General features: G+C 72.8%; 15 protein-coding genes. 3 read left to right on the top strand and 12 right to left on the bottom strand.

The window, feature by feature from the left end; genetic code table 11:
• Positions 1 to 107 precede the first annotated feature (107 nt).
• The 3 genes from N3K63_RS02955 to ypfJ form a co-directional block, all read right to left on the bottom strand.
• Positions 108 to 1,646, bottom strand: coding sequence for a DEAD/DEAH box helicase (locus N3K63_RS02955; RefSeq protein ID WP_261578491.1), 1,539 nt, complete (start codon positions 1,644 to 1,646; stop codon positions 108 to 110).
• A 169-nt stretch (positions 1,647 to 1,815) separates the two neighbouring features.
• Entirely contained in the window at positions 1,816 to 2,796 is a 981-nt protein-coding gene (gene pip, locus N3K63_RS02960; protein ID WP_261578492.1) for a prolyl aminopeptidase, read from the bottom strand.
• Entirely contained in the window at positions 2,793 to 3,662 is an 870-nt protein-coding gene (gene ypfJ, locus N3K63_RS02965; RefSeq protein WP_261578493.1) for a KPN_02809 family neutral zinc metallopeptidase, read from the bottom strand. Before ypfJ ends, pip begins: the two co-directional genes overlap by 4 nt.
• Before the next feature lie 74 nt (positions 3,663 to 3,736).
• On the opposite strand from ypfJ, the gene N3K63_RS02970 reads away from it, so the two are divergent.
• From N3K63_RS02970 to N3K63_RS02980, 3 genes are read left to right on the top strand one after another with little or no spacing between them, the layout of a single operon-like run.
• Entirely contained in the window at positions 3,737 to 4,747 is a 1,011-nt protein-coding gene (locus tag N3K63_RS02970) for a malate dehydrogenase (protein ID WP_261578494.1), read from the top strand.
• Between the two features lie 12 nt (positions 4,748 to 4,759).
• Positions 4,760 to 6,493 carry a cation:proton antiporter gene (locus N3K63_RS02975; RefSeq protein ID WP_261578495.1) on the top strand — a complete coding sequence of 578 codons (1,734 nt, stop codon included), beginning with the start codon at positions 4,760 to 4,762 and terminating at the stop codon, positions 6,491 to 6,493.
• Between the two features lie 54 nt (positions 6,494 to 6,547).
• Entirely contained in the window at positions 6,548 to 6,976 is a 429-nt protein-coding gene (locus N3K63_RS02980; protein WP_261578496.1) for a recombinase family protein, read from the top strand.
• Between the two features lie 486 nt (positions 6,977 to 7,462).
• Here the strand turns inward: N3K63_RS02980 and N3K63_RS02985 are convergent, their stop codons facing one another.
• From N3K63_RS02985 to N3K63_RS03025, 9 genes are all read right to left on the bottom strand, one after another.
• On the bottom strand, positions 7,463 to 9,124 hold the full coding sequence (locus N3K63_RS02985) for a serine/threonine-protein kinase (protein ID WP_261578497.1): 1,662 nt from the start codon (positions 9,122 to 9,124) through the stop codon (positions 7,463 to 7,465).
• The gene (locus tag N3K63_RS02990) at positions 9,121 to 10,632 is read right to left on the bottom strand and encodes an FHA domain-containing protein (protein ID WP_261578498.1); all 1,512 of its coding nucleotides are present in this window, start codon (positions 10,630 to 10,632) and stop codon (positions 9,121 to 9,123) included. Before N3K63_RS02990 ends, N3K63_RS02985 begins: the two co-directional genes overlap by 4 nt.
• Positions 10,632 to 11,507, bottom strand: a complete 876-nt coding sequence (locus N3K63_RS02995; protein WP_261578499.1) for a PP2C family protein-serine/threonine phosphatase — start codon at positions 11,505 to 11,507, stop codon at positions 10,632 to 10,634. The genes N3K63_RS02990 and N3K63_RS02995 overlap by 1 nt, the downstream gene beginning before the upstream one ends.
• Positions 11,504 to 11,878 carry an FHA domain-containing protein gene (locus tag N3K63_RS03000; RefSeq protein ID WP_261578500.1) on the bottom strand — a complete coding sequence of 125 codons (375 nt, stop codon included), beginning with the start codon at positions 11,876 to 11,878 and terminating at the stop codon, positions 11,504 to 11,506. Before N3K63_RS03000 ends, N3K63_RS02995 begins: the two co-directional genes overlap by 4 nt.
• Entirely contained in the window at positions 11,875 to 14,226 is a 2,352-nt protein-coding gene (locus N3K63_RS03005; protein ID WP_261578501.1) for a transglutaminase-like domain-containing protein, read from the bottom strand. The genes N3K63_RS03000 and N3K63_RS03005 overlap by 4 nt, the downstream gene beginning before the upstream one ends.
• Positions 14,223 to 15,560 (bottom strand): DUF58 domain-containing protein, encoded by a 1,338-nt coding sequence (locus tag N3K63_RS03010; protein ID WP_261578502.1) that lies wholly within the window; start codon positions 15,558 to 15,560, stop codon positions 14,223 to 14,225. The genes N3K63_RS03005 and N3K63_RS03010 overlap by 4 nt, the downstream gene beginning before the upstream one ends.
• Positions 15,560 to 16,531 carry an AAA family ATPase gene (locus N3K63_RS03015; RefSeq protein ID WP_261578503.1) on the bottom strand — a complete coding sequence of 324 codons (972 nt, stop codon included), beginning with the start codon at positions 16,529 to 16,531 and terminating at the stop codon, positions 15,560 to 15,562. The genes N3K63_RS03010 and N3K63_RS03015 overlap by 1 nt, the downstream gene beginning before the upstream one ends.
• Before the next feature lie 31 nt (positions 16,532 to 16,562).
• A complete protein-coding gene (locus N3K63_RS03020; RefSeq protein WP_261578504.1) occupies positions 16,563 to 22,676 on the bottom strand; it encodes an Ig-like domain-containing protein in 6,114 nt (2,037 codons plus the stop codon).
• A gap of 1,130 nt (positions 22,677 to 23,806) precedes the next feature.
• Positions 23,807 to 26,140 (bottom strand): excinuclease ABC subunit UvrA, encoded by a 2,334-nt coding sequence (locus N3K63_RS03025; RefSeq protein WP_261578505.1) that lies wholly within the window; start codon positions 26,138 to 26,140, stop codon positions 23,807 to 23,809.
• Positions 26,141 to 26,187 lie beyond the last annotated feature (47 nt).

The following is a 26,187-nucleotide window of genomic DNA, read 5'->3' on the forward strand; positions in this document are numbered from 1 at the left end:
TTCGCCACGATCCTCCGAAGGGGATCGCACCCTCCGAGAGAGGTACCCGGGAAACGCGAACGGCGCCTGCGCGCGATGCGCAGACGCCGTTCGTCAAGGGCTGGGGGTCAGCGGCCGCTGCGGCGCTGCCCACCGGTGTTGCTGCGGACGACCGAGCCGACCGTGTACTTGCCGCCGGCGGCACCGCCGCCGTGCGTGGCGCGGCGACCCGACGTGCGGGCGTTGCCGGATGCCGCGGGCTGGGCCGAGCGGGCCGTGCCCTGCGCGCGGTCGGCGGCGGGGCGGGCGTGCGCGTCAGTCGAGCGGGCGTTGTCGCGACCGCCGCTGCGGCCGGGGCGTCCCTGGCCGGAACGGCCCTGGCCACCCTGGCGGCCACCCTCTTCGCGGGCGGCGCGCTTGCGCTGCGCGTTGGCGCCCTGGCTGCGACCGCCACCACGGGGCTGCTCGACCTTCGGCGCCGGGGCGACGTAGGCGGCGACCGTGCCGACGAGGCTGGTGACCTCGGGCGAGGTGGGGGTCACGGTGATCGGCTGCACCGAGATGGCGGCCTTGCGCAGCAGATCCTTGACGTCCTTCTCCTGGCCGGGGAGCACGATCGTGACGACCGAGCCCTCGGCGCCGGCGCGGGCGGTGCGGCCCGAGCGGTGCAGGTAGGCCTTGTGCTCCATGGGCGGGTCGACGTGGATGACCAGCTCGACGTCGTCGACGTGCACGCCGCGGGCGGCGACGTCGGTGGCCACGAGCACCTTGGCGGCACCCGACGAGAAGGCCGCGAGGTTGCGGTCGCGCTGGGGCTGCGAGAGGTTGCCGTGCAGGTCGACCGACGGGATGCCCGAGGCGGTGAGCTGCTGGGCGAGCTTCTTGGCCGCGTGCTTGGTGCGCATGAACAGGATGCGACGCCCGGTGCCCGAGGCGAGGGTGCGCACGAGCTCCTTCTTGGTGTCGTTGCCGTCCACGTGGAAGACGTGGTGGGTCATCGCGGCGACCGGCGAGTGCGCCTCGTCGACCGAGTGCAGCACCTCGTTCTGCAGGAAGCGGCGCACGAGCTTGTCGACGCCGTTGTCCAGCGTCGCGCTGAACAGCATCCGCTGCCCGTCGCGCGGGGTCTTGTCGAGGATGCGCGTGACGACCGGCAGGAAGCCGAGGTCGGCCATGTGGTCGGCCTCGTCGATGACGGTGATCTCGACGGCATCCAGGCGCACGAAGCCCTGCTGCATGAGGTCTTCGAGGCGGCCGGGGCAGGCCACCACGATGTCGACGCCGGCCTTGAGGGCGGCGACCTGGCGGTTCTGGTTGACGCCGCCGAAGATGGTGGTCGTCTTCAGGCCGTAGGCGGCCGCGAGCGGCGCGAGGGTCGCGTCGATCTGGGTGGCGAGCTCCCGGGTGGGGGCGAGCACGAGGCCGAGGATGCGACCGGCGCGGCGGGTGCCGCCGGCGAGGGCGCCGCCGAGGCGCGCGGCCATCGGGATCGAGAAGGCGAGGGTCTTGCCCGAGCCGGTCTTGCCGCGACCGAGCACGTCACGCCCCGAGAGCGTGTCGGGCAGGGTGTCGACCTGGATCGGGAAGGGGCTAGTCTTGCCGTCGGCGGCGAGCACCTCGAGCAGGGGGGCGGGCACGCCGAGCGTGCGGAAAGTCATGTCTGTCATGGCGGATTTCTGGGCGATGGCCCGGATCGGTGGCCTGCGTGCGGAATGCGGGTGCAGGTTCGCCGTATGTGAATGTCAGCCGATCATCCGGGCGGTGCCGGGCGGCGAGGGAAGCGTTCTACGACGCGTGCCGCGGGCGGATGCCGGCGCGGCAAGAACCTTCAGTCTATCAGTCGGCGAAGCGGTCGGTCGCCTCGCGCAGCGCGGCGGCGATGCCGGGCTCGGATGCCGAGTGCCCCGCATCCGGAACGACGACGAACTCGGCCTCGGGCAGCGCGCGGTGCAGATCCCACGCGGTCATGATCGGCGTGCACATGTCGTAGCGCCCCTGCACGATGACCGTCGGGATGTGACGGATCGCCCCGGCATCCTCGATCAGCTGCCCGTCGCGCAGCCAGCCGCCGTGCTGGAAGTAGTGGTTCTCGATGCGCGCGAAGGCCACGGCATCCTCGGGCCCGGTCATCGAGTGCACGAGGTCGGGATCGGGCCGCAGCGTCAGCGTCGAGGCCTCCCACGTCGTCCACGCCACCCCGGCGGGCACGTGGACGGCCGGGTCGGGGTCGGCGAGGCGGCGCGCGTAGGCGTCCATCATGCGCGAGCGCTCGAGCACCGGGATGGGCGCGAGGAAGGCCTCCCACAGGTCGGGGAACACCGCCGCGGCGCCGCCCTCGTAGAACCACTCCAGCTCGTGGCGGCGCAGGGTGAAGATGCCCCGCAGCACCAGCTCGGAGACGACGTCGGGGTGGGTCTCGGCATAGGCGAGGGCCAGGGCGCTGCCCCACGACCCGCCGAAGACCTGCCAGCGCTCGATGCCGAGGTTGCGGCGCAGCAGCTCGATGTCGGCCACGAGGTGCCAGGTGGTGTTGAACCGCAGGTCGGCGTCGGGGGCGCTCATGTGCGGCGTCGACCGGCCGCAGCCGCGCTGGTCGAGCAGCACGATGCGGTAGCGCTCCGGGTCGAAGAAGCGCCGATGCCACGGCGAGGTGCCCGCCCCGGGGCCGCCGTGGAGGAACACGACGGGCTTGCCCTGCGGGTTGCCCGACTGCTCCCAGTAGACGCGCTGCCCGTCGCCGGCGACGAGGAAGCCGGTCTCGAAGGGCTCGATCGGCGGGTAGAGGATGTCGTCGAGGTGGGCCGGTCCCGCGCTCACAGGCTGCTCCCGGGGATCTCGAACGTGTCGCACGCCGACAGCCCGTTCTGGTAGCCGGCGGTGAACCACGCACGGCGCTGCTCGCTGGAGCCGTGCGTCCAGCTCTCGGGGTTGACGGCGCCCGACTGCGCCTGGATGTGGTCGTCGCCGACCGCGGCCGCGGCATCCAGCGCGTCGCGCAGCTGCGCCTCGGTCGGGGCCTGCAGGTAGGGCACGCCGTTCGCGTCGACCTCTTGCGAGGCCGAGGCCACCCAGGCGCCGGCGAGGCAGTCGGCCTGCAGCTCGGTGCGCACCCCGTTGCTCTCGGGGCCGGTGCCGTTGGGCGGGTACGCGTCGAAGACGCCGGTGATCTGCTGGATGTGGTGGCCGTACTCGTGCGCGAGCACGTAGAGCTGGGCGAGCTCGCCCGCGCTCGTGTCGAACTGCGTGCGCAGCAGACCGAAGAAGTCGGGGTCGACGTAGATGGTCTCTTCGGGCGGGCAGTAGAACGGCCCCGTCTGGTTCGACGCGGTGCCGCAGGCGGTGCTGGTCTGCCCGTCGACGACGATGAGCTGCGGCGGCCGGTAGCCCTGCACGTGGTCCTGCCAGTACAGGTCGAGCACGCGCTGGCCGAACACGAGCCGGCACTCGTCGTCGCTGTTCGCGTCGGCGCCCACCTCGCAGTCGGCGACGACCGTCTCGGATGCCGGTGCGCCGCCCGACCCGTCGCCGAGCCCCAGGAGGCCCCCGATGTCGCCGCCGGTGAAGAGGTTGAGAAGGAGGATGGCCAGTCCGCCCAGGCCCGCGACGCCGACGCCGCCGGCGACGAGGCCGCCGCGCTTGCGCGCCGTGGTGCCGCCGAGCTCAGCGCCGCTGTTGAACGTCATGCCGTTCACCGTACCGCCGCGGGGGCGCCCCGGCGAGCCTGCCGGGCCGCGACGCGCGGGGCTAGGCTCGTGCCATGCACCCCGCCCCGACGACAGTGACCATCACCGGCGCCGGCGGGCAGATCGGCTACGCGCTGCTGTTCCGCATCGCCGCCGGAGAGATGCTCGGCCCGGACCGCCCCGTGCGGCTGCGGCTGCTCGAGATCCCGCAGGGCGTGAAAGCCGCCGAGGGCGCGGCGCTCGAGCTGCAGGACTGCGCCTTCCCGCTGCTGGCCGGCGTGGAGGTCAGCGACGACCCGCGCGTGGGCTTCGACGGCGCCGACCTCGCCCTCCTGGTGGGGGCGCGGCCGCGCACCGCCGGCATGGAGCGCGCCGATCTGCTGGCGGCCAACGCCGGTATCTTCGGCCCGCAGGGCGCCGCGCTGAACGAGGTCGCGGCCGACGGCATCCGCGTGCTCACCGTGGGCAACCCCGCCAACACCAACGCACTCATCGCCGCCGCTGGCGCCCCCGGCATCCCCCGCGACCGCTTCACCGCGCTCACCCGCCTCGACCACGACCGCGCGGTCGCCCAGCTGGCCGCCGCCCTCGACGCGCCGGTGGCCGACATCGCGGGGGTGGCGATCTGGGGGAACCACTCCGCCACCCAGTTCGCCGACGTCGCCCACGCCTCCGTCGCCGGCCGCCCCGCGCTCGACGCGCTGGCCGATCGGTTCGGCGGTGCGGATGCCGCCAGCGCCTGGCTCGATGACGTCTTCCTCCCCCGCGTGGCCCAGCGCGGCGCCGAGATCATCTCGGTGCGCGGGTCGTCGTCGGCGGCGTCGGCGGCCAACGCCGCCATCGCCCATGTGCGCGACCAGGTGCTCGGCACGGGCGGGCGCCGGGTGTCGGCCGCGGTGGTCTCCACCGGCCAGTACGGCGTGCCCGAGGGGCTCGTGTGCTCGTTCCCGGTGGTCGGCGAGAGCGGCGACTACCGCGTCGTCGAGGGACTCGACCTCGACGAGCGCGCCCGCGCGCGCCTGGACGCCTCGGTGGCCGAGCTCGTCGCCGAGCGGGAGACCGTCCGTTCGCTCGGGGCCCTCTGAGGCCGGCCCCCGATGGAAGCCATCTCGATCCTCATCGCGGGTATCGCGGTCATCACCCTGTCGACGGTGCTGGCCCGCCGGCTCGGCGTGGCGGGGCCGCTCATCCTGGTGGCCGTCGGACTCGCGGTGTCGCTGTTCGTCGCGCCGGTGAAGGTCGAGCCCGAGATCATCCTGGTGGGCATCCTGCCGCCGCTGCTGTACGCCGCGGCGGTGCGGCTGCCGGCGGTGGAGTTCCGCCGCGACGCCCTGCCGATCACCGGGCTGGCGGTGGTGCTGGTCGTCATCAGCTCGCTCGCGCTCGGCGGCCTGTTCGTTCTCACGATCCCGGGGATCACCTTCCCGATCGCCGTCGCCCTGGGCGCGATCCTCAGCCCGACGGATGCCGTCGCCACCTCCATCATCAAGAAGCTCGGCATCTCGCCGCGCGTGGTCACGATGCTCGAGGGCGAGAGCCTGCTCAACGACGCGACCGCCCTCGTGCTGCTGCGCAGCGCCGTCGTCGCGGCCGCCGCCGGGTTCTCGTTCTGGGGCACGGTGCGCGCATTCGCGTGGGGCGTGCTGGTGGCCGTCGTCATCGGCGTGCTGGTGGGCTGGATCAGCTTGCGGGTGCGGCGGTGGGTGAAGGAGCCCGCCGCCAACACGGCGCTCGGCTTCATCATCCCGTTCGTGGCCTACCTCCCCACCGAGCACCTGGGCGGCTCGGGCCTGGTGGCCGCGGTGGCCGCCGGCATCACCATGGCGCAGGGGTCGACGCGGTGGCTCACTCCCGAGCAGCGCATCTCGGACCGGCTCAACTGGCGCACCGTCGAGCTGGTGCTCGAGGGCGGCGTCTTCTTGATCATGGGGCTCGAGCTGCGCGACATCGTCGTGGCCAACGCCCGCAACGAGGGCGGCGGGCTGCTGCATCCCGTGCTGCTGGCGGCCGCGGCCCTCGGCGTGGTGCTGGCGGTGCGGGCGGTGTACGTGTCGGGGCTCGTCGCGCTGCTGGCGCGACGGGCGCGCGGCGAACGCTTCGAGCGCCTGAAGTCGATCAGCGCGCGGCTCGACCAGATCGAGAGCTCGGGCGAGGCCCTCAGCCGGGGCCCGCAGCGCGGGGCGCAGGCACCCGAGCGGCGCGAGCGCCGGCTGGCCGAGTTCCGTGCCCGCGTGGCCCGGGGCTTCAACGACTTCGACTACTACCAGGGCTCGCCGCTGGGGTGGAAGCAGAGCGTCGTGATCGTGTGGGCCGGGATGCGCGGGGTGGTCACCCTCGCCGCGGCGCAGACGCTGACCGCCGAAGACACCCCGCTGCGCGACCTGCTGGTGCTGATCGCGTTCCTCGTGGCGCTGATGAGCCTGCTGCTGCAGGGGCTCACCGTGCCGCTCGTGGTGAAATGGCTGCGCATCCCCGCGGTGGTCGACGACCCCGCCGTCGCCGAAGAGCGCGACCGGCTCGACGAGGAGCTCAACGAGGCGGCCCGCGCCCTGCTCGCCGGCCCCGGCCCGCGCCGCCCCGACGGCACGCCCTTCGATCCCGACCTGCTGCACAGGATCGGCGCACGGATGGCAGCTCCCCCCGCCGAGGACAGCTCGTACACCCGCGACGACATGTACACGCTGCGCGTGGCCCTCATCGACGCCATGCGCGCCCGCCTCGACGAGCTCTCGCACGAGGGGTCGTACTCCACCGCCGCCCTGCGCCACGCCCTCACCCAACTCGACGCCGAACAGGTCAGCCTGCAACTGCGCACCGGCGACGAGGAATGACGGGTTCGCCTTCGGCATCCGCGTCGGTCAGAATGTGAGCGACGAAGGAGCGAGATGACCAGCGACATGTCGACGGCAGACGGGGGCCGCGCCCCCGCCGACTACGCCGAGTCGGTGTCGCTTCCGGCGAACACCGAAGCGGTTCCGATCATCGTCTCGGGCGAGCAGTGGTGGACGGCGCGCCCCGCGGGCTCGCGCCTGGTGGGCCTCGTCGTCGCCCGCGACGACCTGCCCAGCGTCATCGCCCAGCGCGACGCCCTGGCCCAGTTCGGCGTGGCGATCGAGGGATTCCGGCATCCGGCGCCCGAGACCGGCGAGAGCTGGGAGGAGCGCCTGACACGCCTGTTCGGGCGCCTCGCCGCCGGCGACGTGCTCGTGGTCGCCGACAAGCACGCCCTCGGCCGCGACGTGCACGAAGAGACCCGCACCGCCGCCGAGCTGCACCGCCGCGGCGTGATCGTGAAGGTGCTCTCCCGCTCCTGACGCGCTGCGCGCGCTGTTGTTGGGTCGATCGGGGTCGCGTGCTGCGGCCTCCAGGCCGCTGAAGCCGCACGTGGCGACCCCGATTCGAGGCCGAGGGCAGGGGGCTCGGGTCAGGCGGGGGCGGCTGCGGGATCGGGGTCGCGTCGTGCCACCTCGCGGATGCTGAGGCCACAGGTGGCGACCCCGATTCGGGGCGGTGGGCCGGGGCGCGCGTGCTGAGGCGCGTCACTGGGCAAGGTCTAGGGTCGCGCGCGTTGCCCTACCCAGCGGGATCGGGGTCGCGTCGTGCCACCTCGCGGATGCTGAGGCCACAGGTAGCGACCCCGATTCGGGGCGGTGGGCCAGGCCGCGAGGTCGTGCGGGCGCATTAGCGGGATCGGGGTCGCATCGTGCCACCTCGCGGATGCTGAGGCCACAGGTGGCGACCCCGATTCGGCGCCCCGATTCGGGGCGCGGAGTCAGCGCGCGAGAGTCAGCCCGCGAGGGTCAGGGGGTGCAGCCGCGGGTCTCGTCGCCCACGCGGGCGTCGGCGCGGCGCAGGCTCACCGAGATGCAGGTGGTGCCCGAGGGGTCGGCCGGCAGGGTCACCGAGGTCTCGGAGACGAGCTGACCGGCGCCCTCGGCCGTCAGCGTGTAGGGGTACCAGACGTAGCCGTCGCCGTCCTGCGGGTCGGGGTTGGTCCAGGTGAAGGTCACCTCGGCGCCGGTGACGGTGCCGGTGAGGTCGGCGGGGGCGGGCACGAACCCGGCCGACGGATCCTGCGGGGTGACCTCGCTGGTGGGCTCGGGGCTCGCGGTGGGCGGGGCGGGCGGCGCCAGCAGGCTCGCCCCCACGACCCCGGCCACGACCAGCACCGCCGCCGCGGCGATGCCGACCCCGATCCACAGCCCCTTCTTCGACCGGGGGCCGGCGGGCACCGCCGGTGCGGTCTCGGATGCCGGGGGCGTGACCGCGGGCGGTGCGGCAGCAGGGGCGGCCGGCGCCGTGCGCGCGGCGGTCGTGGCGGCCACCGACGGCCGGAGGATCGTCGCCTCGGCATCGTCGGCGGTGGCTACGGGCGAGATGACGGCGGCGCTGCGGGTGGCGTCGCCGGCCCGCAGCAGCGTGTCGTCGTCGACCGGGGGCGGCGGCGTGAACGCGGCGGCCGCGGTGGGCGCGAACGCCTCGCGGTCGCGGGTGCGCCCCGCTTCCGGGTTGGTGTGCGGCTCGATCGAGACGATGCCGCGCACTCGGGTGAGCTCGCCGTCTTCGTCGGCCTCGTCTTCGGCATCCGGCGCATCATCGAGGATGTCGATCGGCGTCACCGAGTGGGCCAGCTCGATCTGCACCTTCTGCAGCGCGCGGGCGAAGGCGACTGCCGAGTCGTAGCGGTCGGCGGCGCGCTTGGACATGGCACGGTCGAGCACGATCTGCAGCGACTCGGGCGCATCGGCACGGTCGAGCCGCACGAGCGGGGTCGACTCGATGCGCTGGATCAGGTCGGCGCCGCCGTTGCGCCCACCGGGCACCTCGAACGGCGAACGCCCGGCCAGCAGCGTGTACAGCGTGGCACCGAGCGCGTAGACGTCGCTGCGCGCCGTGTAGACGGGGGCGTCGGCGAACGACTCGGGCGGCGACCACGGGATCGACATGCCGGTGGACGGGTCGGCGTCGTCGGCGGTGGTGGCGATGCCGAAGTCGGTGAGGGCGGGCCGGTTGTACTCGGTGACGAGGATGTTCGCCGGCTTGATGTCGCGGTGCAGGATGCCGGCGCGGTGCGCGGTCTCGACGGCCGCCGCCACCTGGATGCCGACGCGCAGCGCCTCGGAGATCGGCAGGGCCGACTGGCGCGAGCGCACCTGCAGGTTCGGCTTCGGGCAGTACTCCATGGCCAGGTACGGCCGCTGGTCGTCGGACACGCCCGCCTGGTAGATCGTGGCGATGGCGGGGTGCGTCGACAGCAACGCCATGACGTTCGCCTCGGCGGTGAACTGGTCGAGCATCGACCCCGACAGCTTCTCGGGCAGCAGCACCTTGACGGCGACCTTGCGGCGAGGCAGGTGCTGCTCGTAGAGGTAGACGTCGGCGAACCCGCCCGAGCCGAGCACGTCGAGGAAGGTGAAGCCGGGCAGGGCGGGAGCGGGGGCCGGGGGGCGCTTGGTGCTCACGGAAGGTCCTCGAATGCCAGGGTGACGCCGTCGCCGATGTCGAGCACGTCGCCGTCGACGACCATGGTCGGCTCGTGCGGGTGCAGGCGCACCGGCTCGGCGCCGCCGCGCAGCAGCACGGTGCCGTTGGTGGTCGCCAGGTCGGTGACGATCACGTGCTCGCCCTCGGCGCGGATCTCGACGTGGCTGCGCGAGATGTCGTGCTGCGGGCTCTCGACGGCCACGAGCGTGGGCAGGTCGTCGCCCGACGTGCGGGTGGAGCGCGGGCGACGGCCGACGATGACGGTGCGCTCGAGCTCGACCACCCGGCCCGTCGACAGGCGCACGCGCCCTGTCGCCGGGGTGCGGGCGGGGACGTCGGCGGTGGGGGTGAAGCTCACCGGGGCGGCCTCCCCCTTCAGTCGGCGCGCTTCGGCGACCGAGATGGTGGCGCCGTCGTGGTCGCCCTGCACCTCCCAGTCGGTCGACGCGGCGGGCGGCATGGGCGGCACGCCGCGCAGGATCGTCGACGCCCAGTCGCCGCCGTCGACGGTCGCCGCGGGCAGGTCGGCGGCGGCGGGGACGGATGCCACGGGGGCCGGGAACGCGCCGCCGATGGTCTCGGGGGCGAGGGTCTCGGCCGAGACCGGTTCGGGCGCCGCAGGGATCGGGGGCAGCACGGGCACACCCGGCCGGGCGGGGACGTCGGACAGCTCGGGAAGCTCGGGGAGATCGGGCTCGTCGAGCACGGACGTCGCCGCGGGGCTCTGCGCGGGCGCCTCGTCGGGGGCCTCTGCGGGGGCGGGTGCGGGGGCGGGCTCGTCGGCGTCGTCCTCGTCTGCCGGCGGCAGCACCGAGAACGGCGACTGCGGGGCGGCAGGCGCCGCGGGCTCCTCCGCCGCGGGCGGCGCGGGTTCCGCCACGGGCTCCGCCGCGGGAGGCGTGACCAGGGCCGGAGCGGCCACCGACGCCGCGGCGGCCACCGACGCCGCAGCCGGCACCGGCACCGACGCCGGCACCGACGCCGCGGCCGGGGCGATCGCCGCGCCGACCGGGGCGGGGCGGGCCGCACGCGCTGCGGCGGCGACGGTGAGGGTGAGGGCGGATGCCGGGGCCACACCCGACACGAGGGGCAGCGCCTCCGCGGCATCCGCGGCGCCGGCCAGCGCGATCGAGAGGGTGCGCACGCGCGGGACGACCCGTTCCGCCCAGGTGGCAGCCCCCGCGGCGGTGACCGACACGACCTCGCTGTCGGTCTCGACGACCAGCTCGGTGCCGCCGCGCACGGCGATGCGCACGCCGTCGTCTTCGACCGAGATGAGCACGAAGGCGGGGATCGCGGTGAGCGACGTGCCGAAGGCGCCGGTGAGGGCCTCGATGAGCGCTCCGATGCCGCCGCCGTCGAGACGGCGCCACACGGCATCCGCGGTCTGGGCGGTCACCTCGGGCGGCAGCACCGCGACGGTGTCGCCGGCCACGGCGACCCGCCAGGAGTCGGTGCCCGCCGGGGTGTAGCGCAGGTCGGCCATCACAGCCCCTTCCCGGCGCCCGCTCGGGGGCGCGTGTCGGTGTCGATGTCGATGTCGCTCAGGTCGGGGGCGACGTCGGCCACGGCGCCACGGCCCGCCAGGTCGCGCCGGTGCGGAGCGGTGTCGTAATCGTCGTCGTCGCTGCCGGCCACACGCACCGCATCGACGATGACGACGGTGATGTTGTCGCGGCCGCCGCGCACCATGGCCTCGTGCACGAGACGGGTGGCTGCTTCCATGGGCGCCGAGACCTGGGCGAGCACCTCGGCGATGCGCTCGGCCTCGACCTCGCCCGACAGCCCGTCGGAGCAGACGAGGATGCGGTCGCCGGGCTCGGCGGGCACGAGCCAGAAGTCGGGTTCGCCCTCGCTGCCGGCGCCGATCGCGCGGGTGATCTCGTTGCGGCGACGGTCGACGGCGGCATCGGCGGGGGCCAGCACGCCGGCGTCGAGCATCTCCTGCACGAGGGAGTGGTCGACGCTGATCTGCTCGAGCACGCCGCGGGCGAAGCGGTAGGTGCGCGAGTCGCCGACGTTGATGGTGAGCCAGTAGCCCGCGCCGCCGATGTCGGCGATCGCGACACCGCTGAGGGTGGTGCCGGCCGCGCGCGCTCCCGCGCTGATGGCCCGCACGGCCGTGCGGGCGCGGGTGAGGGCGGCGCGCATGTCGTCGACGCCGACGCTCGGGCGCCCCGCCAGGCGGGTGAACTCGGTGACCACGGCCGCCGACGCGGCCGCACCCGACTCGTGGCCGCCCATGCCGTCGGCCACGAGAAACAGGGGCGCCGCGGCGAGGTAGGCGTCTTCGTTGGCGCGGCGACGCAGCCCCGGATGGGTCGCCGCGCCGTGCGCCACGTCGATGGGTGAACCGGTCATCGCACCCCCTCGATCGTCGCGCTGCGGTCGCCGATCTCCAGGATGTCACCTCCGCGGAGCGTGCACTCCTCTCCGGCGCCCACCGGGTGGGTCTCCCTGCGGCGGACGACGCGGATGCCGTTGGTCGAGCCGCAGTCGCGAACGCGCACCGTGCCGTCGGCGGCGGGCACGATCGCGAAGTGGGTGCGCGACAGCGACAGGGTCTCGTCGCGCATCGGCACGGCCTTCCAGCCGGGCTCGGCGACGGGGTTGCGCCCGAAGACGGTGGGCCCGAACACGCTCGTGCGGCTGCCGTCGTCCCAGACGAGGGTCACCAGCGCCGACGGCCACGGGTGCCGGGCGCCGGGGATCTCGGCCAGCAGGTCGCTCACTTCTCCCCCGCATCCGCGCCGCCGCGCCGGGGGCGGTATCCGCGTCGCAGCGAGCGCAGGCTCAGGCGGGCGCGCACCCGCGCCCAGAACCCGCTCTGCTCCTTCATGCCGCCGACGATCTCGTCGACCTCGCGCCAGAACGCCTCGACATCGGCGACGCTGGGGTCGCCGGGGCCGTAGACGTCGGCATCCGCACGGGTAGCGAGGGCGCCGACGCGGTCGGGGGCGAACGCCGCGCCCACGGCGGCGGCGCTCTCGGCACGGGTGACGCCGGCGTCGACGGGCACCCGCAGGTCCACGGCGTTGTCGACGAGTTCGTCCCAGCCGCCCGAGATGCGGTCGGCGGTGCGCGGGGTGGTGCGCCGCTTGGTGCGCCGCGAGCCCTTCACGATGCCCATGACGATGAACGGCGAGGCGAGCACCAGCAGCACCAGCAGGCTTCCGCCCACCCAGGCCAGCACCGCACCGATCCACTCGGCGCCCTGCTCGTCTTCGTCGTTCTGGTCACGGTCCTCGGCGATCGCCGGCGGCAGGTCGGCCGGCTCCTGCGCGGGCGGCGGCGGCTGCAGCACCTGCGGCTTGGGGTTGGCGCGGGGCTGCGTGTTCTGCTCGCTGGGCTGGTTGTCCTCGTCGGGGGTCGGGTCGAACGGCACCCAGCCGACGCCGGTGAAGGCGATCTCGACCCAGGCGTGCAGGTTGTCGCCGGTGGCGGTGAACACCCCGGAGGCCTGCTCGTCCTCGTCCGGGTACCAGCCCATGACCACGCGGGCGGGCATGCCGAGCTGGCGGGCGATGAGGGTCATCGCCACGGCGTACTGCTCGTCGTCGCCGATGAGCTGGTCGCCGCCGAACAGCGAGATCATGCGCGCCGTGCCGTGACCCGACGGCGAGTAGACGTCGTCGGCGAGGCCGTGGCTGAAGAAGCCGTCGGTCTGCAGCCACGATTCGAGGGCGCGGGCGCGCTCGATGGGCGTCTCGGCATCGGCGATCGCCTTCGAGCCGAGCTCAGCCAGCGACTCGGGCACGCCCTCCTGCGTGGGCATCTTCAGCGGCGCGAAGGGCACCTCGGCCAGCGCGGAGTCGCTGGGCACCGTGGGGATGACGGTCTCGATCGTGTAGGCGTCGCCCGGCACGAGACCGGTGGTGACCACCGCGGTGCCGGTGGCGTCGTTGTAGTGCGCGCCCTGGCGCAGCGCCGTGGCCTGGTCGCCGTCGAAGTCGATCTCGCGCACCGAGCCGACGTCGGGCAGCCACACGCCGCCGAGGTCGCCGATCTCGAAACGCACCGTCGCGAGGTCGCCCTCGGCATCCGGCGACATGTTCGAGCGCACCGGCGTGAACGCGCTCGATGACCCGGCGCCGGCGTCGGAGACGTTGTAGACGACGCCGTCGTAGGCGTCCATCGTCGCCAGGCGCACGCGCCCCTCGTCGGGGAGGCCGGAGGCGGTGAACAGCGCCGTCTCGGCGTCGTCGCGCACCATGCCGCGGAACGCCTGCAGCGGGCTCGGGTAGTCGCGGATGTCGAAGGGCGGCACGACGAAGTCGCGCAGGATGTAGCGGGCGGTCGGCGGCGACGCGTAGGCGGCCGTGGCGGCACCGCCGGCGGCGGCGATCAGCAGCACCAGCGAGCCGGCGATGAGCCGGCGGCGGCGCAGCGGCGCCCGGGCGTCGTCGGCGGCGATGCGCACCGCGGCCGAGCGGTCGACCCACAGCTGACGCACCGCCAGCCAGGCGATCGAGACGGCGGCGAGGATCGCGCCCTGCAGGAACGGCGCGGCCGGCTGCGAGACGCCCAGCAGGATCTGGCCGATGAGCAGCGCGACCGCCGGCAGCAGCGCCCACGCCGGGTGCACGGCGCGCAGCGCGAGCGAGCCGGCGAGCACGGCGGCCACCAGCACGAGCAGGAACGGCACGATGAGGTGCCCGTCGGATGCCGCGACGGGCGGCACCGTGGTGAGCAGCTGCTTGTAGGAGGTGACGGTGCCCACCGCCAGGCGGCGCCACGTCTCGAGGGTGGGGATCACCCCGACCAGCGTCGTGGTGGGCAGGGCCAGTGCCCCGCCGAAGAGGAAGTAGGCGCCCACGGTGGCGCCGGCCAGCGACGCCACGCCCCAGCGCCAGCGCGCGCCGACCCATGCCAGGGCGAGGCCGATGACCAGCGCGCCGAAGCCGGCGACGAGGTAGCCCGGACCGTCGAAGGTGGGGCCGAAGCCGATGATCGACACGGTGAGCAGCGCGGCGACGGCCACGAGGTCGACGATCACCGCGAGCGGGCTGCGGGTGCCGACGGCGATCGCCGACAGGCCGAACCGCGACGCGCGCGGGGTCGAGGTGGTGGTGGCGGTCATGCGAGCACCTTCCGCACCGAGCGCGGCAGGTCGTCGAGGTGCGCCAGGGTCACGGCATCCGCCGCGCCGATCCGGCGCAGCTCGGGAGCGGCGACGCGCTCGTCGGCCACGATGGCGAGCACACGGGTCTCGTAGGGCAGGCGCGCGCAGGCCTGCCGCAGCTCGGCGGCGTCGGCGCGCGAGCCGGTGATGAGCACGGCGATCGAGGCGCCCGGGGCGTGGGCCGACACGGCGCCGGCGAGGTCGCCGATGCGTCCCTCGCGGGGGCGGCTGGGCTCGAGGGCGGCGAGCGCGTCGAGGTAGCGGCGGCCGTCGGGCGCGCGCAGCGGGCCGTCCTGCACCCGCACGTCGAGGCTGCGCGAGTCGCGCAGGGCACGCAGGCCGATGGAGCCGGCGGCCGAGACGGCCAGCTCGAACTCGTCGTCGGAACGGTACTCGTCGGGGTTGGTCGACAGCCCGATGACGAAGTGCGAACGGCGCGTCTGCTCGTACTGGCGCACCATCAGCTCGCCCACGCGGGCGGTCGACTTCCAGTGCACGTGGCGCAGGTCGTCCCCGGGCTGGTACTCCAGCAGCGCGTGGAAGGAGACGTCGTCACGGGCGAGCTCGTGCACCGGCAGACCCTCGAGGTCGCGCAGCTGCCCGAGCGAGAGCCCGTCGAGGTTGGTGGTGCGCGGGTGCACGTACAGATCCATCGCCTGGCGGCGGTCGCGGGTGCGCTCGAACAGGCCGAGCGGGTCGGCGCGCAGCACGCTCACCGGGCCCACCGACAGCACGCCGCGGCGGGTGGTCGGGATGGCGAAGAGCTCTTCGTGGGCGGCGCCGGGAGCCAGCCGCGGCACCTCGAACACGCCGCGACCGGAGCCGACGGGCAGCACCACTTCGGCGGGCAGGAGCGCCCGCGACGTCGTGTTGCGCAGGGTCAGCGCACCCACCGCGCGCTCACCGACGACCACGCGGGTGCGGGTGAGGTCGAGCTCGATGCCATATGAGGTGCGGCCGAACAGGAACGCCACGCACAGCACGGCGACGATGGTCAGCACCACCGCCGCGATCATCAGCTCCTCCCACCCGAAGGTGAGCGAGACGATCCACAGCAGCACGGTCAGCGCGATCACGATCCAGCCGAGCGGGCGCACGGTCTGCGCGATGATCCGCATCCGGGTGAGGGCCACCCCGAGACCGGCGGACACCGTCTCGCGGATCACCTCGCCGCGGGTGGGATGCCGGGTGGTCCCGGCCGGGGCCGCACCGGCGTCGGCGTCCGCGGGCGCGCCGGACGGCGCGGGCGCGGCGCCCTCCACCGCCTCGTCGGCGTCGCGGGTGAGCGTCATCAGGCGGAGGCCCTCGCGAGCGGCGCCTCGACGTCGGCGAGCGCGTTCTGGACGATCTTCTCGGCGGTGATGCCCGAGAACTCCGCCTCGGGGTCGAGCACGATGCGGTGGGTCCACACCGGCGCGGCGAGCGCCTTGATGTCGTCGGGGACGACGTAGTGGCGGCCCTGCGCGGCGGCGTACACCTTGGCGATGCGCATCATCGAGATCGCACCGCGCACCGAGACGCCCAGGCGCGCCGAGCTCGACGCGCGGGTGGCCTCGACGAGTTCGGCGGCGAAGCGGGCCACGGCCGGGTCGACGTGCACGGTGGCGGCGAGGTCGGCCATGTCGGCGACGGCACCGGTGGTGATGACGGGCTTCAGGTGCGCCGACGGGTTGCGGTCGACCGCGCCCACGAGGATGCGCTCGGCCACCGCCAGCGACGGGTAGCCGATGGACGTCTTGATCATGAAGCGGTCGAGCTGCGCCTCGGGCAGCTTGTAGGTGCCCGCCTGCTCGATGGGGTTCTGCGTCGCGACCACCAGGAACGGCCGGCCCACCTCGTGGGCGACGCCGTCGACGGTCACGCGGGACTCCTCCATGACCTCCAGCAGCGCCGACTGGGTCTTGGGCGAGGCGCGGTTGATCTCGTCGGCCAGCACGATCGAGGCGAACACCGGGCCGCGGTGGAACTCGAACTTGTGGTTCTGCTGGTCGTAGATCGTCACGCCGGTGACGTCGGAGGGGAGCAGGTCGGGCGTGAACTGGATGCGGCTCGAGGTGCCCTGCACGCTGGCGGCCAGCGCCTTGGCGAGGCTCGTCTTGCCGGTGCCGGGTGCGTCTTCGAGCAGCACGTGCCCCTCGGCCAGCAGTGCCGACAGCACCAGTCCGACGACCTCGCGCTTGCCCATCAGGGCCTGATCGACGTTGTCGACGAGGCGCGTGAAGGTGTCGCGGAACCACGCGGCCTGTTCGGGGGTCATGCTCATTCGTTCGTTTCCTTGTCTCGAAGTCTTGTCATCACGGTCGCGCCCAGAATGTCTTCTCGGTGTCGACTCCCCCACCCCAGCCGAGGATGTCGACCCAGACGTTGCGCCCGTCCTGCCCGTGGTAGCAGCCGATCTCCTGCGAGCCGTTGCCGTTGAAGTTCACGGTGTAGGTGCTGCCGAACCCGCCGGGATACGCGTCGGAGTAGCAGCGCACCGACATGTTGCCCATGTTGGCGTCGCGGAAGTTCACCACGAACTTCAAGCACGCACCCAGGGTGCAGGAGTCTCCGTAGCTGCCCTTGGTGACCCACACCCTCGGGGACGGCGGCGGGGGTGCGTCCTGCGTACGGGCGGAAGCGGATGCCGTCGTCGTCTGCCCGGCCGCGCTCGTGCGCACCTCGATGGTGCGCGTCGTGCTGTAGCCGACGTCATAGTTCTCGGTGCCGCTGGCGCCCACGGTGCGCCACCCGCGCCCGTCTCCGGTGCGGATCTCGGTCGTGATGTCGCGGCCGTTGCGGCTGGGCGAGCTCCAGCTCATCGTGATCGTCGTGCCGCTGGCGCTGGCTCGCGCGGTCGGGTTGCCGATGGGGCCGTACGGGCGCACCTGGTTGGAGTCGTTCGAGGGGCCCGAGGCGAACGTCGAACCGCCGACCGAGGAGACCGCGCGCACGCGGATCGTGTAGGCGCCGTTGTTGTTCACCTGGCCGCCGCCGATCGTGCCCGACCCGTTGCTGCCGCCCGATGCCCAGCCCGACTGCCAGCCGCCGCCGTTGACGGAGTACTGGTAGCTGATCTCGTTGGCGCGGGCGCCGTTGGCCGCCCCCGCGGTCCACGTGACACCGACGGTGTTGTTGCCCTCGGAGGCACTGACCCCGGTGGGGGCGCCCGGCTCGTTCACGCCGCGACGGGGCGCCGAGGCGGCGCTCCACTGCCCCCAGCCCGCCTTGTTCTGGGCGCGCACCTGGAACGTGTAGTCGGTCTGCGAGGTGTCGACCACGACGGCCTGCGACGTGGTGCCGGCGGCGACGTTGACCGTGCGCACGACGCTCGAGCCCTGCAGCACCTGCAGCTGGTACCCGGCGATGCGGTCGCCGTTGTCCTTCGGGGCGACCCAGTTCACCTGGATCTGCGCCTGGCTGCCGACGGGGTCGAGACGGGAGGTGGTCGGCGCTGCCGGGGCCTCCGGCGCGCGGGCGGGCACCTCGCCGGCCGACCAGCCGCTGAAGCCCGACGGCTCCGGCGCCCGGTTGTGGGCCTGCACGCGCACCTGGTAGTTGACGCCGTTCTCGAGGCCCTCCCACACGGTGCTCGTGCCCTTGAGACCGGTCTTCTGCACGACGCCGGACGGCGGGGCGGGAGAGATCTCGAGGGTGTAGGTCTCCACCGGCGAGCCTTCGGTGCGCGGCACCGTCCACGAGACGTTGAGGCTCTGGTCGCCGAAGCGCAGCGACGGCGGCGCGGGGGTCTCGGGCCGCACGTCGGGGCGCGCCGTCTCGGACGGCACCGACGGGTCGGACTCGCCCACCCGGTTGGTGGCGGTCACCGTGAAGTTGTACTCGACGTTGTTGGTGAGCCCGTCGAGGGTGCACGTGGTGGCCGAGCACTGCTTGGAGTAGTCGCTCGCCCCGCGCGTGGAGGTGACGGTGTACCCGGTGATCGGGGTGCCGTTGTCGATCGGCGGCGTCCACGAGAGCACCACGGTGCGGCTCTGCACGCTCGAGACGGTCGGCTTGCCCGGCGCGTCGGGGCGGCCCTGCACGGTGAGGCGGATGCGGCCCTCGACGCGACGGTCGACGTCCTCGGTCTTGTCCTCGACGGTGTAGCGCACCACGATCGTGCCGACGAAGTCCTTCGTGCTGGTCACTTCGACCCGGTCGCCGTTCACGCGCACCGCGCTGGTGTCGCCGGTCTCGCGCACGGCATCCACGATCTTCAGCGGGGTGTCGGGGAACGGGTTGACGTCGTTGGAGAGCACCGGGATCGACTGCAGCTCGCCCTGGTCGGACTGCTCGATCACGTCGTCGTTGGCGCTGGCGAGCTCACGGGTCGAGGCGGTCACCGTGACGGTGATGGGCGCCTCGACGGGCTCGGTCTCGCCGTCGGTCACGCGCACCATCAGCGAGGCCTGCGTGCCCTTGTCGGTGTTGGCCGGGGCGCTGACGGTGAGGATCGAACCGTCGACGACGGAGGCCGACAGGCCTGCCGGCGCGTTGCCGACGAGCGAGAAGCGCAGCTTCTCGGCGTCGCCCGGGTCGGGGTCGGTGGCCAGCGACGCGAGGTCGAGCGTCGAGGGGTCTTCACCGGGCGCGACCGACATCGCCGCGCCGACCATCGTGGGCTGCTGGTTCTCGGGCGGCAGCACCGTGATGGGGATCGTCAGGGTCGCCTTGCGCCCGTCGGGGTCGTCGGGGCCGGTGCCGTCGGTCACCTCGAAGGTGAGGGCGTCGGCGCCGAAGTACCGGTCGGCGGAGGTGTAGACGAGGGTCGTCTGGTCTTTCACCAGCGAGGCGCCGTTGGCGTGCGCTGCGGCCACCTTGCCGGCCTCGGTGATGACGACCGACTTGCCGCCGGCCGCGCGCACGTACTCGGCGAGGGGCACCTCGATCGTCTCGCCGCTGGCGACCTCGATCGCGCGCGTCGCGTCGATGAGGGTCGGCGGCAGCTGCGACAGGCCGGGAACGCGGATGAAGGCGGATGCGGTCTGGTCGTCGCGGTCGCGCACCGTGTAGGTGATCAGCTGCGGCTCTTCGGTGAGGGTCACCGTCACCACGCCGTCGCGGTTCACCGTCGCGTTGTCGCCGCCGGTGCCCAGGGTCACCTCGAGGGCGCTCTTGGTGCCGTCGGGGTCGTCGTCGTTCTCGAGCACGGCCACCTCGGCCACGCCCTCCTCCGAGACCTCTTCGGGCAGCACGCGGTCATCACGGGCGATCGGCGGGATCAGCGGCACGTCCTCGTCGACGGTGATCTGCACCGACGCGGTCGCGCGCAGGCCGCGGGCGTCTTCGATCGTGTACGACACGCTCGTGTTGAGCTCTTCGGCAGGCGACGAGATCACGAGATACTCACCGGCGATGGTGGCCTTCAGGCCCGGCACGTCGGAGGGGACCTCCAGGCCGTCCTCGGCGAAGTTGAAGCGGTCGCCGTCGGGGTCGGAGTCGTTCTCCAGCACCGGGACTGCCACTTCGCGGTCGGGGCGCATGACGATCGCGTCTCGCACCGCGTAGGGCGCCTGGTTGGTCGAGGCGACCGGTGCGATGCCCACCTGCACGGTGGCGGTGGCCTCCTTGCCCAGCCGGTCGCGCACGCGGTAGGTGAACGAGTCGACGCCGAACGAGTCCTCGAACGCCTCGTAGCGGAACGTGTTCGCGCCGGTCGAGACGATGCGGCCCTTCGCAGGGGCGCTGGCGGCGCCGACGAGCTCGACCGAGTCGCCGTCTTCGTCGATGCCGTCCAGCGGCACCGGGATGTCGACGTTCGAGCCGCCCAGCACGCGGGCGGTGAGATCGCGCGGGCGCGGCGCGGCGTTGGCCTCGTCGTTGCGCGGCACGATCTGGATCGTCACCAGCGCGGCATCCTTCTGCCCGGTCGAATCGACCGCCTCATAGGTCGCGTAGACCGTCTTCGGCTCGTCGCCGGCGCGGAAGCGCAGCGTGTCTTCGGAGATGAACGCCTCACCGTCGGCGGCTTCGATGCCCGGGGGCACGAGGTCGGGCGCGAGGTGGATGACGTCGCCGTTGGGGTGGTAGTCGTTGTCGAGCACCGGGATGGTCACCACGTCGCCCACGCGCACCACCGCCTGGTCGTCGTCGGCGACCGGCGGCCGCAGCCGCGCGGGCGCGGGCACCGGGATGACGATGATCTCGCCGGTGGCCGACGCACTGCCGTTGGAGATCGTGTACTGCACGCGCACCTGCTCGTCGACACCGCCCTGGTCGGTGATGCGCACCGTCTCGTGGCCGAGCACGGCCGCCGCCGCCCCCGTGCCGGCGGGGGCGCTGACCGACTGCACCACGAGGATGCCGCCGGCGGGGTCGGTGTCGTTGGAGAGCACGTTGACGAGCACATCGCCGCCGGCGGGCAGCAGCGCGACATCGCGCACCGCCACCGGCGGGGCCGTCTCGTCGGATGCCGGCAGCACGTCGACGCGCACGATGCCGGGCACCGAGTTCGGGCCGGCCGAGGCGAGGTACTGCACGTAGTGGGTCTTCTCGACGTTCGAGGTGAACGTGAACGACTTGTCGGCGTAGTCGGGGAGCACGGTCGCGTCGGCGACCTCGTCGACACGGGTGAGTCGCAGCTGCTCGCTGCCGGAGCTGGTGTCGTTGGTGAGCGGGGTGACCACGACCGGCTGGCCGACGCGCGTCACGACGTGGTCGGCGTTGGTGATGGGGACCGTCGAGCCGAGCGGGCGGATGTCGTAGACGGCCACACCGCCACCGGTGAGCGTGCCGTCGGAGACGCTGATCGGCATCTCCTTGCGGCCGGCGACGCCGCCGATCGCGCGGTAGGTGATCTGCCCGTCCGAGGTGAAGTCGGCTTCGTCGCCGCCGTCGGGGGCCACGTCGAGCAGGAAGATGTCGTCGCCGTCGGGGTCGATCCAGTCGGCGAGCACGTTGTAGGAGGCGGTGCCGCCGGTCTCGACGACCACGGGGGTGCGGCGCTTCTGCACCGGCGGGGAGTTCTCGTCCCAGCCGTGCACCGTCAGGGTGACCTTGGCACTGGCCTCGCCGCCGCGACCGTCTTCGACCGTGTAGGTGAAGCTCGTCGACCCGGTGGCGTCTTCGGGCACCTCGATCTGCAGGGCGGCGCCGTTGTAGATCTGCGACACCGTGCCCAGCTGCTGGTCGGCGTCGGCGGTGGCCACGAGCACGTCGCCGTCGGCATCCGTGTCGTTCTCGAGCACGGGGAGGATCGTCGAGCGGCCGGGACGCACGCCGTAGCTGTCGTCGTTGGCGATCGGCGGGGTGTTGACCTCGGTGCGCTCGGGGAGGGTGGTCTGCACCGTCTCTTCGGTGGTCTCCTCCTGCTCCTCGCCCTCGCCCTCGGGCGGGGTGATGTCGTCCCAGTCGTCCACGCGCTGCATGGCGTCGCTGGCCATCCAGGCCGCGCCGCCGAACACGTCGTTGAGCACGACGATGTCGCGGTTCACACGGAACTGCAGGTTGGATGCCGCGTCGAGACCCTCGATCTCCTCGACCACGTCGGAGCTCTCGCCGGCGCAGTCGCGCACGAACATGCCGCTGCCCGACCAGGCGCCGTAGGCGCAGCCGGCCACGTAGGCCGGCGCTGCGGGGGTGCCCTTGCCGGCATCCGTGGCGATCGTGACGATCTCGCCCCCGCCGCGCGGCACGCGCAGCAGGGCGTCGGGGGTGGCCAGGGTGACCGCGGTCGCCTCGACCGACGGCTGCTGCACGACGGCGTCGGCGGGCACCGTCACCTGGCTGCCGTCGCTGCCGTACAGGGTGTCGGTGCTCTCGTCGAGCACATAGGCGGTGTTGCCGACGGCCGTCAGCTGCAGGGTGTGCGCGGGAAGCACGCCCTCGAGTGCGCGCTCCCCCGAGAGGGCGAGCGTGTCGTCGGCCGTGCGCCCGAAGGCGTAGAGCTTGGCGTCGGCGGCCGAGGCGGCGTACACGGTGCCGTCGACGGCGACCGTGGTGATGCCGCCCTGGCCGAGCTCGACGAGCGGGTCGTCTTTCGGGGCGTATGACGACAGCGCGGTGAACGGCGTGCCGCGCAGGCCGCCCGCCGGGTCGACGACGGCCACCTGGTCGGCGCCGAGCACGATCTGCGAGCCCGGCGGGATCTCGGCGCTGTCGCCGAGGGTCACCCGGGCGGGGTCGACCGCCGTGGCGGTGCCGGCCGTCTGATCGACCATGAGCACGCGCGAGGCGGACTGCTGGATGTCGAACTGCGTCGACGCGGCCCGCAGGCCGCCGTCGAGCACCGCCGACTGGTGGTTGAAGTGACCCAGGAGCATACTCGACTGCTTGGTCACCCACACGCCACCGTCGTTGAGGTCGACCTCGGTGGTCGGCTTGCCCTCATAGACGAAAGCAAGCGCGCCGAGGGTCACCGCGACCGCGCTGACGACGCTGACGGACGCCAGCGTCTTCGGGCGCGCTCGCAACCACGACGACATCTTCATCTCTGTTCGGCTCCCCGGGCGTAACGGTATGTGTGTGCGTCGGATACTGATCGCTGAATCAGTCGCTCACGGTCGGTCGGACACCAGAAGCCTACGTCACCGTTTGTCCTGGTCAGATCCCCTGGACAGGGGAGATCTCCCCTGTGTAGAGAGGGGGGTCGGGGACGGGGCGTTCGTGGGCGTGGGCGGGGCCCGCGGACCGCGGGTGCTGCGGGTGCCGCGGCGGCCGCGGCCGCCGTTTGCGAGACGCGCTCGGGCAGCGGGTCACACGAACCGTGGGTCCGAGCCACCGCATCCACCGTTTGCGGGACGCGCCCGGAAAGCAGGTCACGCAAACTGCGGGTCCGAGCCGCCGTATCCGCCGATCGCGGGACATGCCCCGACAGCGGATCCCGCAAACTGCGGGTCAACGCCACCGCATCCGCCGATTGCGGGACGCGCCCGGACAGCAGGTCCCGCAAACTGCGGGCCCGAGCCACACCATCCGCCGAATAGAGGACGCGGTGCGAGTGGAGGTCCCACAAACGGTGGGTGCCCGGGGCGCGGACGCAGCCATCGGATGCCGTGGCGTCGGCGCACGCGCATGTCCCGCAGAATGCGGCTCGCTGCCCTCACCACCCGCCGATCGTGGGACATGCCCCGACAGCGTGTTCCACGAACCGCGGGTTAGGGCCACCGCATCCGCCGAATGTGGGACACGCCCCGACGGCGCGTCACACGAACCGCGGGACCGAGCCGCCGCATCCGCCGATCGTGGGACATGCCCTGGCATCGGGGCCCGCAAACTGCGGGTCAATGCACCGCACCCCCCGATCGTGGGACGTGCCCGACGGCGGGTCCCGCAAACGGCGACTCAGAGCCACCGCATCCACCGACCGTGGGACATGCCCTGGCAGCCGGTCCCGCAAACTGCGGGTCAACGCCACCGCACCCGCCGATCGTGGGACATGCCCCAACGGCGCGTCACGCAAACCGCGGGCTCAAGCCCGCCGCACCCACCATCTCCGGGACCAGCCCCGACAGCGCGTCACACAATCCGCGGGCCCAGCCCACCGCACCCACCTCTCGCGGGACCCGCCCAACCGCCCAACCACCCCGCCCAACCGCCCCCGACGGCCCCCGCCCCAGCCTCAGCGCGCGCCGACGTAGCCGGCGAGGTGCTGGGCGGTGAGGGTGTCGGCCTGGGCGACGAGGTCGGCGGGGGTGCCTTCGAAGACGATGCGTCCGCCGTCGCGGCCGGCGCCCGGTCCGAGGTCGATGATCCAGTCGGCGTGGGCCATGACGGCCTGGTGGTGCTCGATGACGATGACGGAGTTGCCGGCCTCGACGAGGCGGTCCAGGAGCGCGAGCAGGTTGTCGACGTCGGCGAGGTGGAGTCCGGTGGTGGGCTCGTCGAGCACGTAGATCGCGCCCTTCTTGGCCATCGAGATCGCCAGCTTCAGGCGCTGCCGCTCACCGCCCGACAGGGTGTTGAGGGCCTGTCCGAGGGTGATGTAGCCGAGTCCGACGTCGACCATGCGCGCGAGCGTGGTGTGGGCGGGACCGGTCGGGAAGAACGCCGCCGCCTCGTCGGCCGACATCGCCAGCACCTCGGCGATGTTGCGTCCGCGCAGGGTGTACTCGAGCACCTCGTCGCTGAAGCCGCTGCCCTCGCACAGTTCGCAGCGCGTCTCGACGCTCTGGGTGAAGCCGAGGTTCGTGATGATGACGCCGAGCCCCTTGCACGCGGGGCAGGCGCCCTCCGAGTTGGCGCTGAACAGCCCCGGCTTCACGCCGTTCTCCTTGGCGAAGGCCGCGCGCACGGCATCGAGGATGCCGGTGTAGGTGGCGGGGCTCGACCGGCGCGATCCCTTGATGGGCGCCTGGTCGACGACGACGACGTCGTCGAACGCGGGCACGTTGCCGTGGATGAGCGACGACTTGCCCGACCCGGCGACACCGGTGACGACAGTGAGGATGCCGAGGGGGATGTCGACGTCGACGCCGGTGAGGTTGTGCTGGGTCGCGCCGCGGATCTCGAGCGAGCCGGTGCGGGTGCGCGCGGTCTGCTTCAGCTGCGCCCGGTGGTCGAGGTGGCGCCCGGTGAGGGTGTCGGAGGCGCGCAGGCCCGCGACGTCGCCGGTGAACTGCACCTCGCCGCCGGCACGGCCGGCCCCCGGACCGAGGTCGACGACGTGGTCGGCGATCTCGATGACCTCGGGCTTGTGCTCGACGACGAGCACCGTGTTGCCCTTGTCGCGCAGCTGGGTGAGCAGCCGGTTCATGCGCTCGATGTCGTGCGGATGCAGTCCCGCGGTGGGCTCGTCGAACACGTAGGTGATATCGGTGAGGCTCGACCCCAGGTGGCGGATCATCTTCAACCGCTGCGCCTCGCCGCCGGACAGGGTGCCCGACGCGCGGTCGAGCGAGAGGTAGCCCAGGCCGATGTCGATGAACGACTGCACCGTGTGGCGCAGGGTCGACATCAGCGGCGCCACCTGCGGGTCGTCGACCGTGACCAGCCAGGCGGCGAGGTCGGAGACCTGCATCGCCGCGGCATCCGCGATGCTGACGCCGTCGATCTTCGACGAGCGCGCGCCGTCATTGAGGCGGGTGCCGCCGCAGGCGGGGCACGGCAGGAACTTGACGGCCCGCTCGACGAAAGCGCGCACGTGCGGCTGCAGGGCCTCGCGGTCCTTCTGCAGCATCGACTTGGTGATCTTCGGGATGAGCCCCTCATAGGTCATGTTGATGCCCGAGATCTTGACCTTGGTCTGCTCTTTGTAGAGGAAGTCGTGCAGCTCGGTCTCGGAGTACTCGCCCACCGGCTTGTCGGCATCGACGAAGCCCGACTCGCTGAACCCCTTCACCATCCACCCGTCGGCGTTGTATCCCGGCACCTTGATCGCACCCTGCGACAGCGACAGCGACCGGTCGACGACCTCGTCGACGTCGATGTCGCTCGTCTCGCCGAGCCCCTCGCAGCGCGGGCACATGCCGCCCGTGATCTCGAACGAGCGCCGCTCCTTCTTGCCCTTCACGGTGATCGCGCCCGCCCCGGATGCCGAGGGCACGTTGAACGAGAACGCCTGCGGCGACCCGACGTGGGGCTGGCCAATGCGGCTGAACAGCAGGCGCAGCATCGCGTGCACGTCGGTGGCGGTGCCGACGGTGGAGCGGGCGTTGGCGCCCATGCGCTCCTGGTCGACGATGATCGCGGGGCTCATGTTCTCGAGCGCGTCGACCTCGGGGCGGCTCAGCTGCCCCATGAACTGCTGCACGAACGTCGGGTAGGTCTCGTTGATGAGACGCTGCGATTCATTGGCGATCGTCGCGAACACCAGCGACGACTTGCCCGACCCGCTCACCCCGGTGAACACCGTGAGGCGTCGCTTGGGCACCTCGAGGTCGACGTTCTTGAGGTTGTTCTCGCGGGCTCCGACGACGCGGATGACCTCGTGAGAGTCGGCGATGTGGTCGGCCATGTGCTCCTCCTCGGGGCGTGCGGGTGCAGGGCGACGCTACAGTCTCG

Origin of the sequence: Microbacterium festucae (genome assembly GCF_025421715.1) — a bacterium.
Taxonomy (GTDB): domain Bacteria; phylum Actinomycetota; class Actinomycetes; order Actinomycetales; family Microbacteriaceae; genus Microbacterium; species Microbacterium festucae.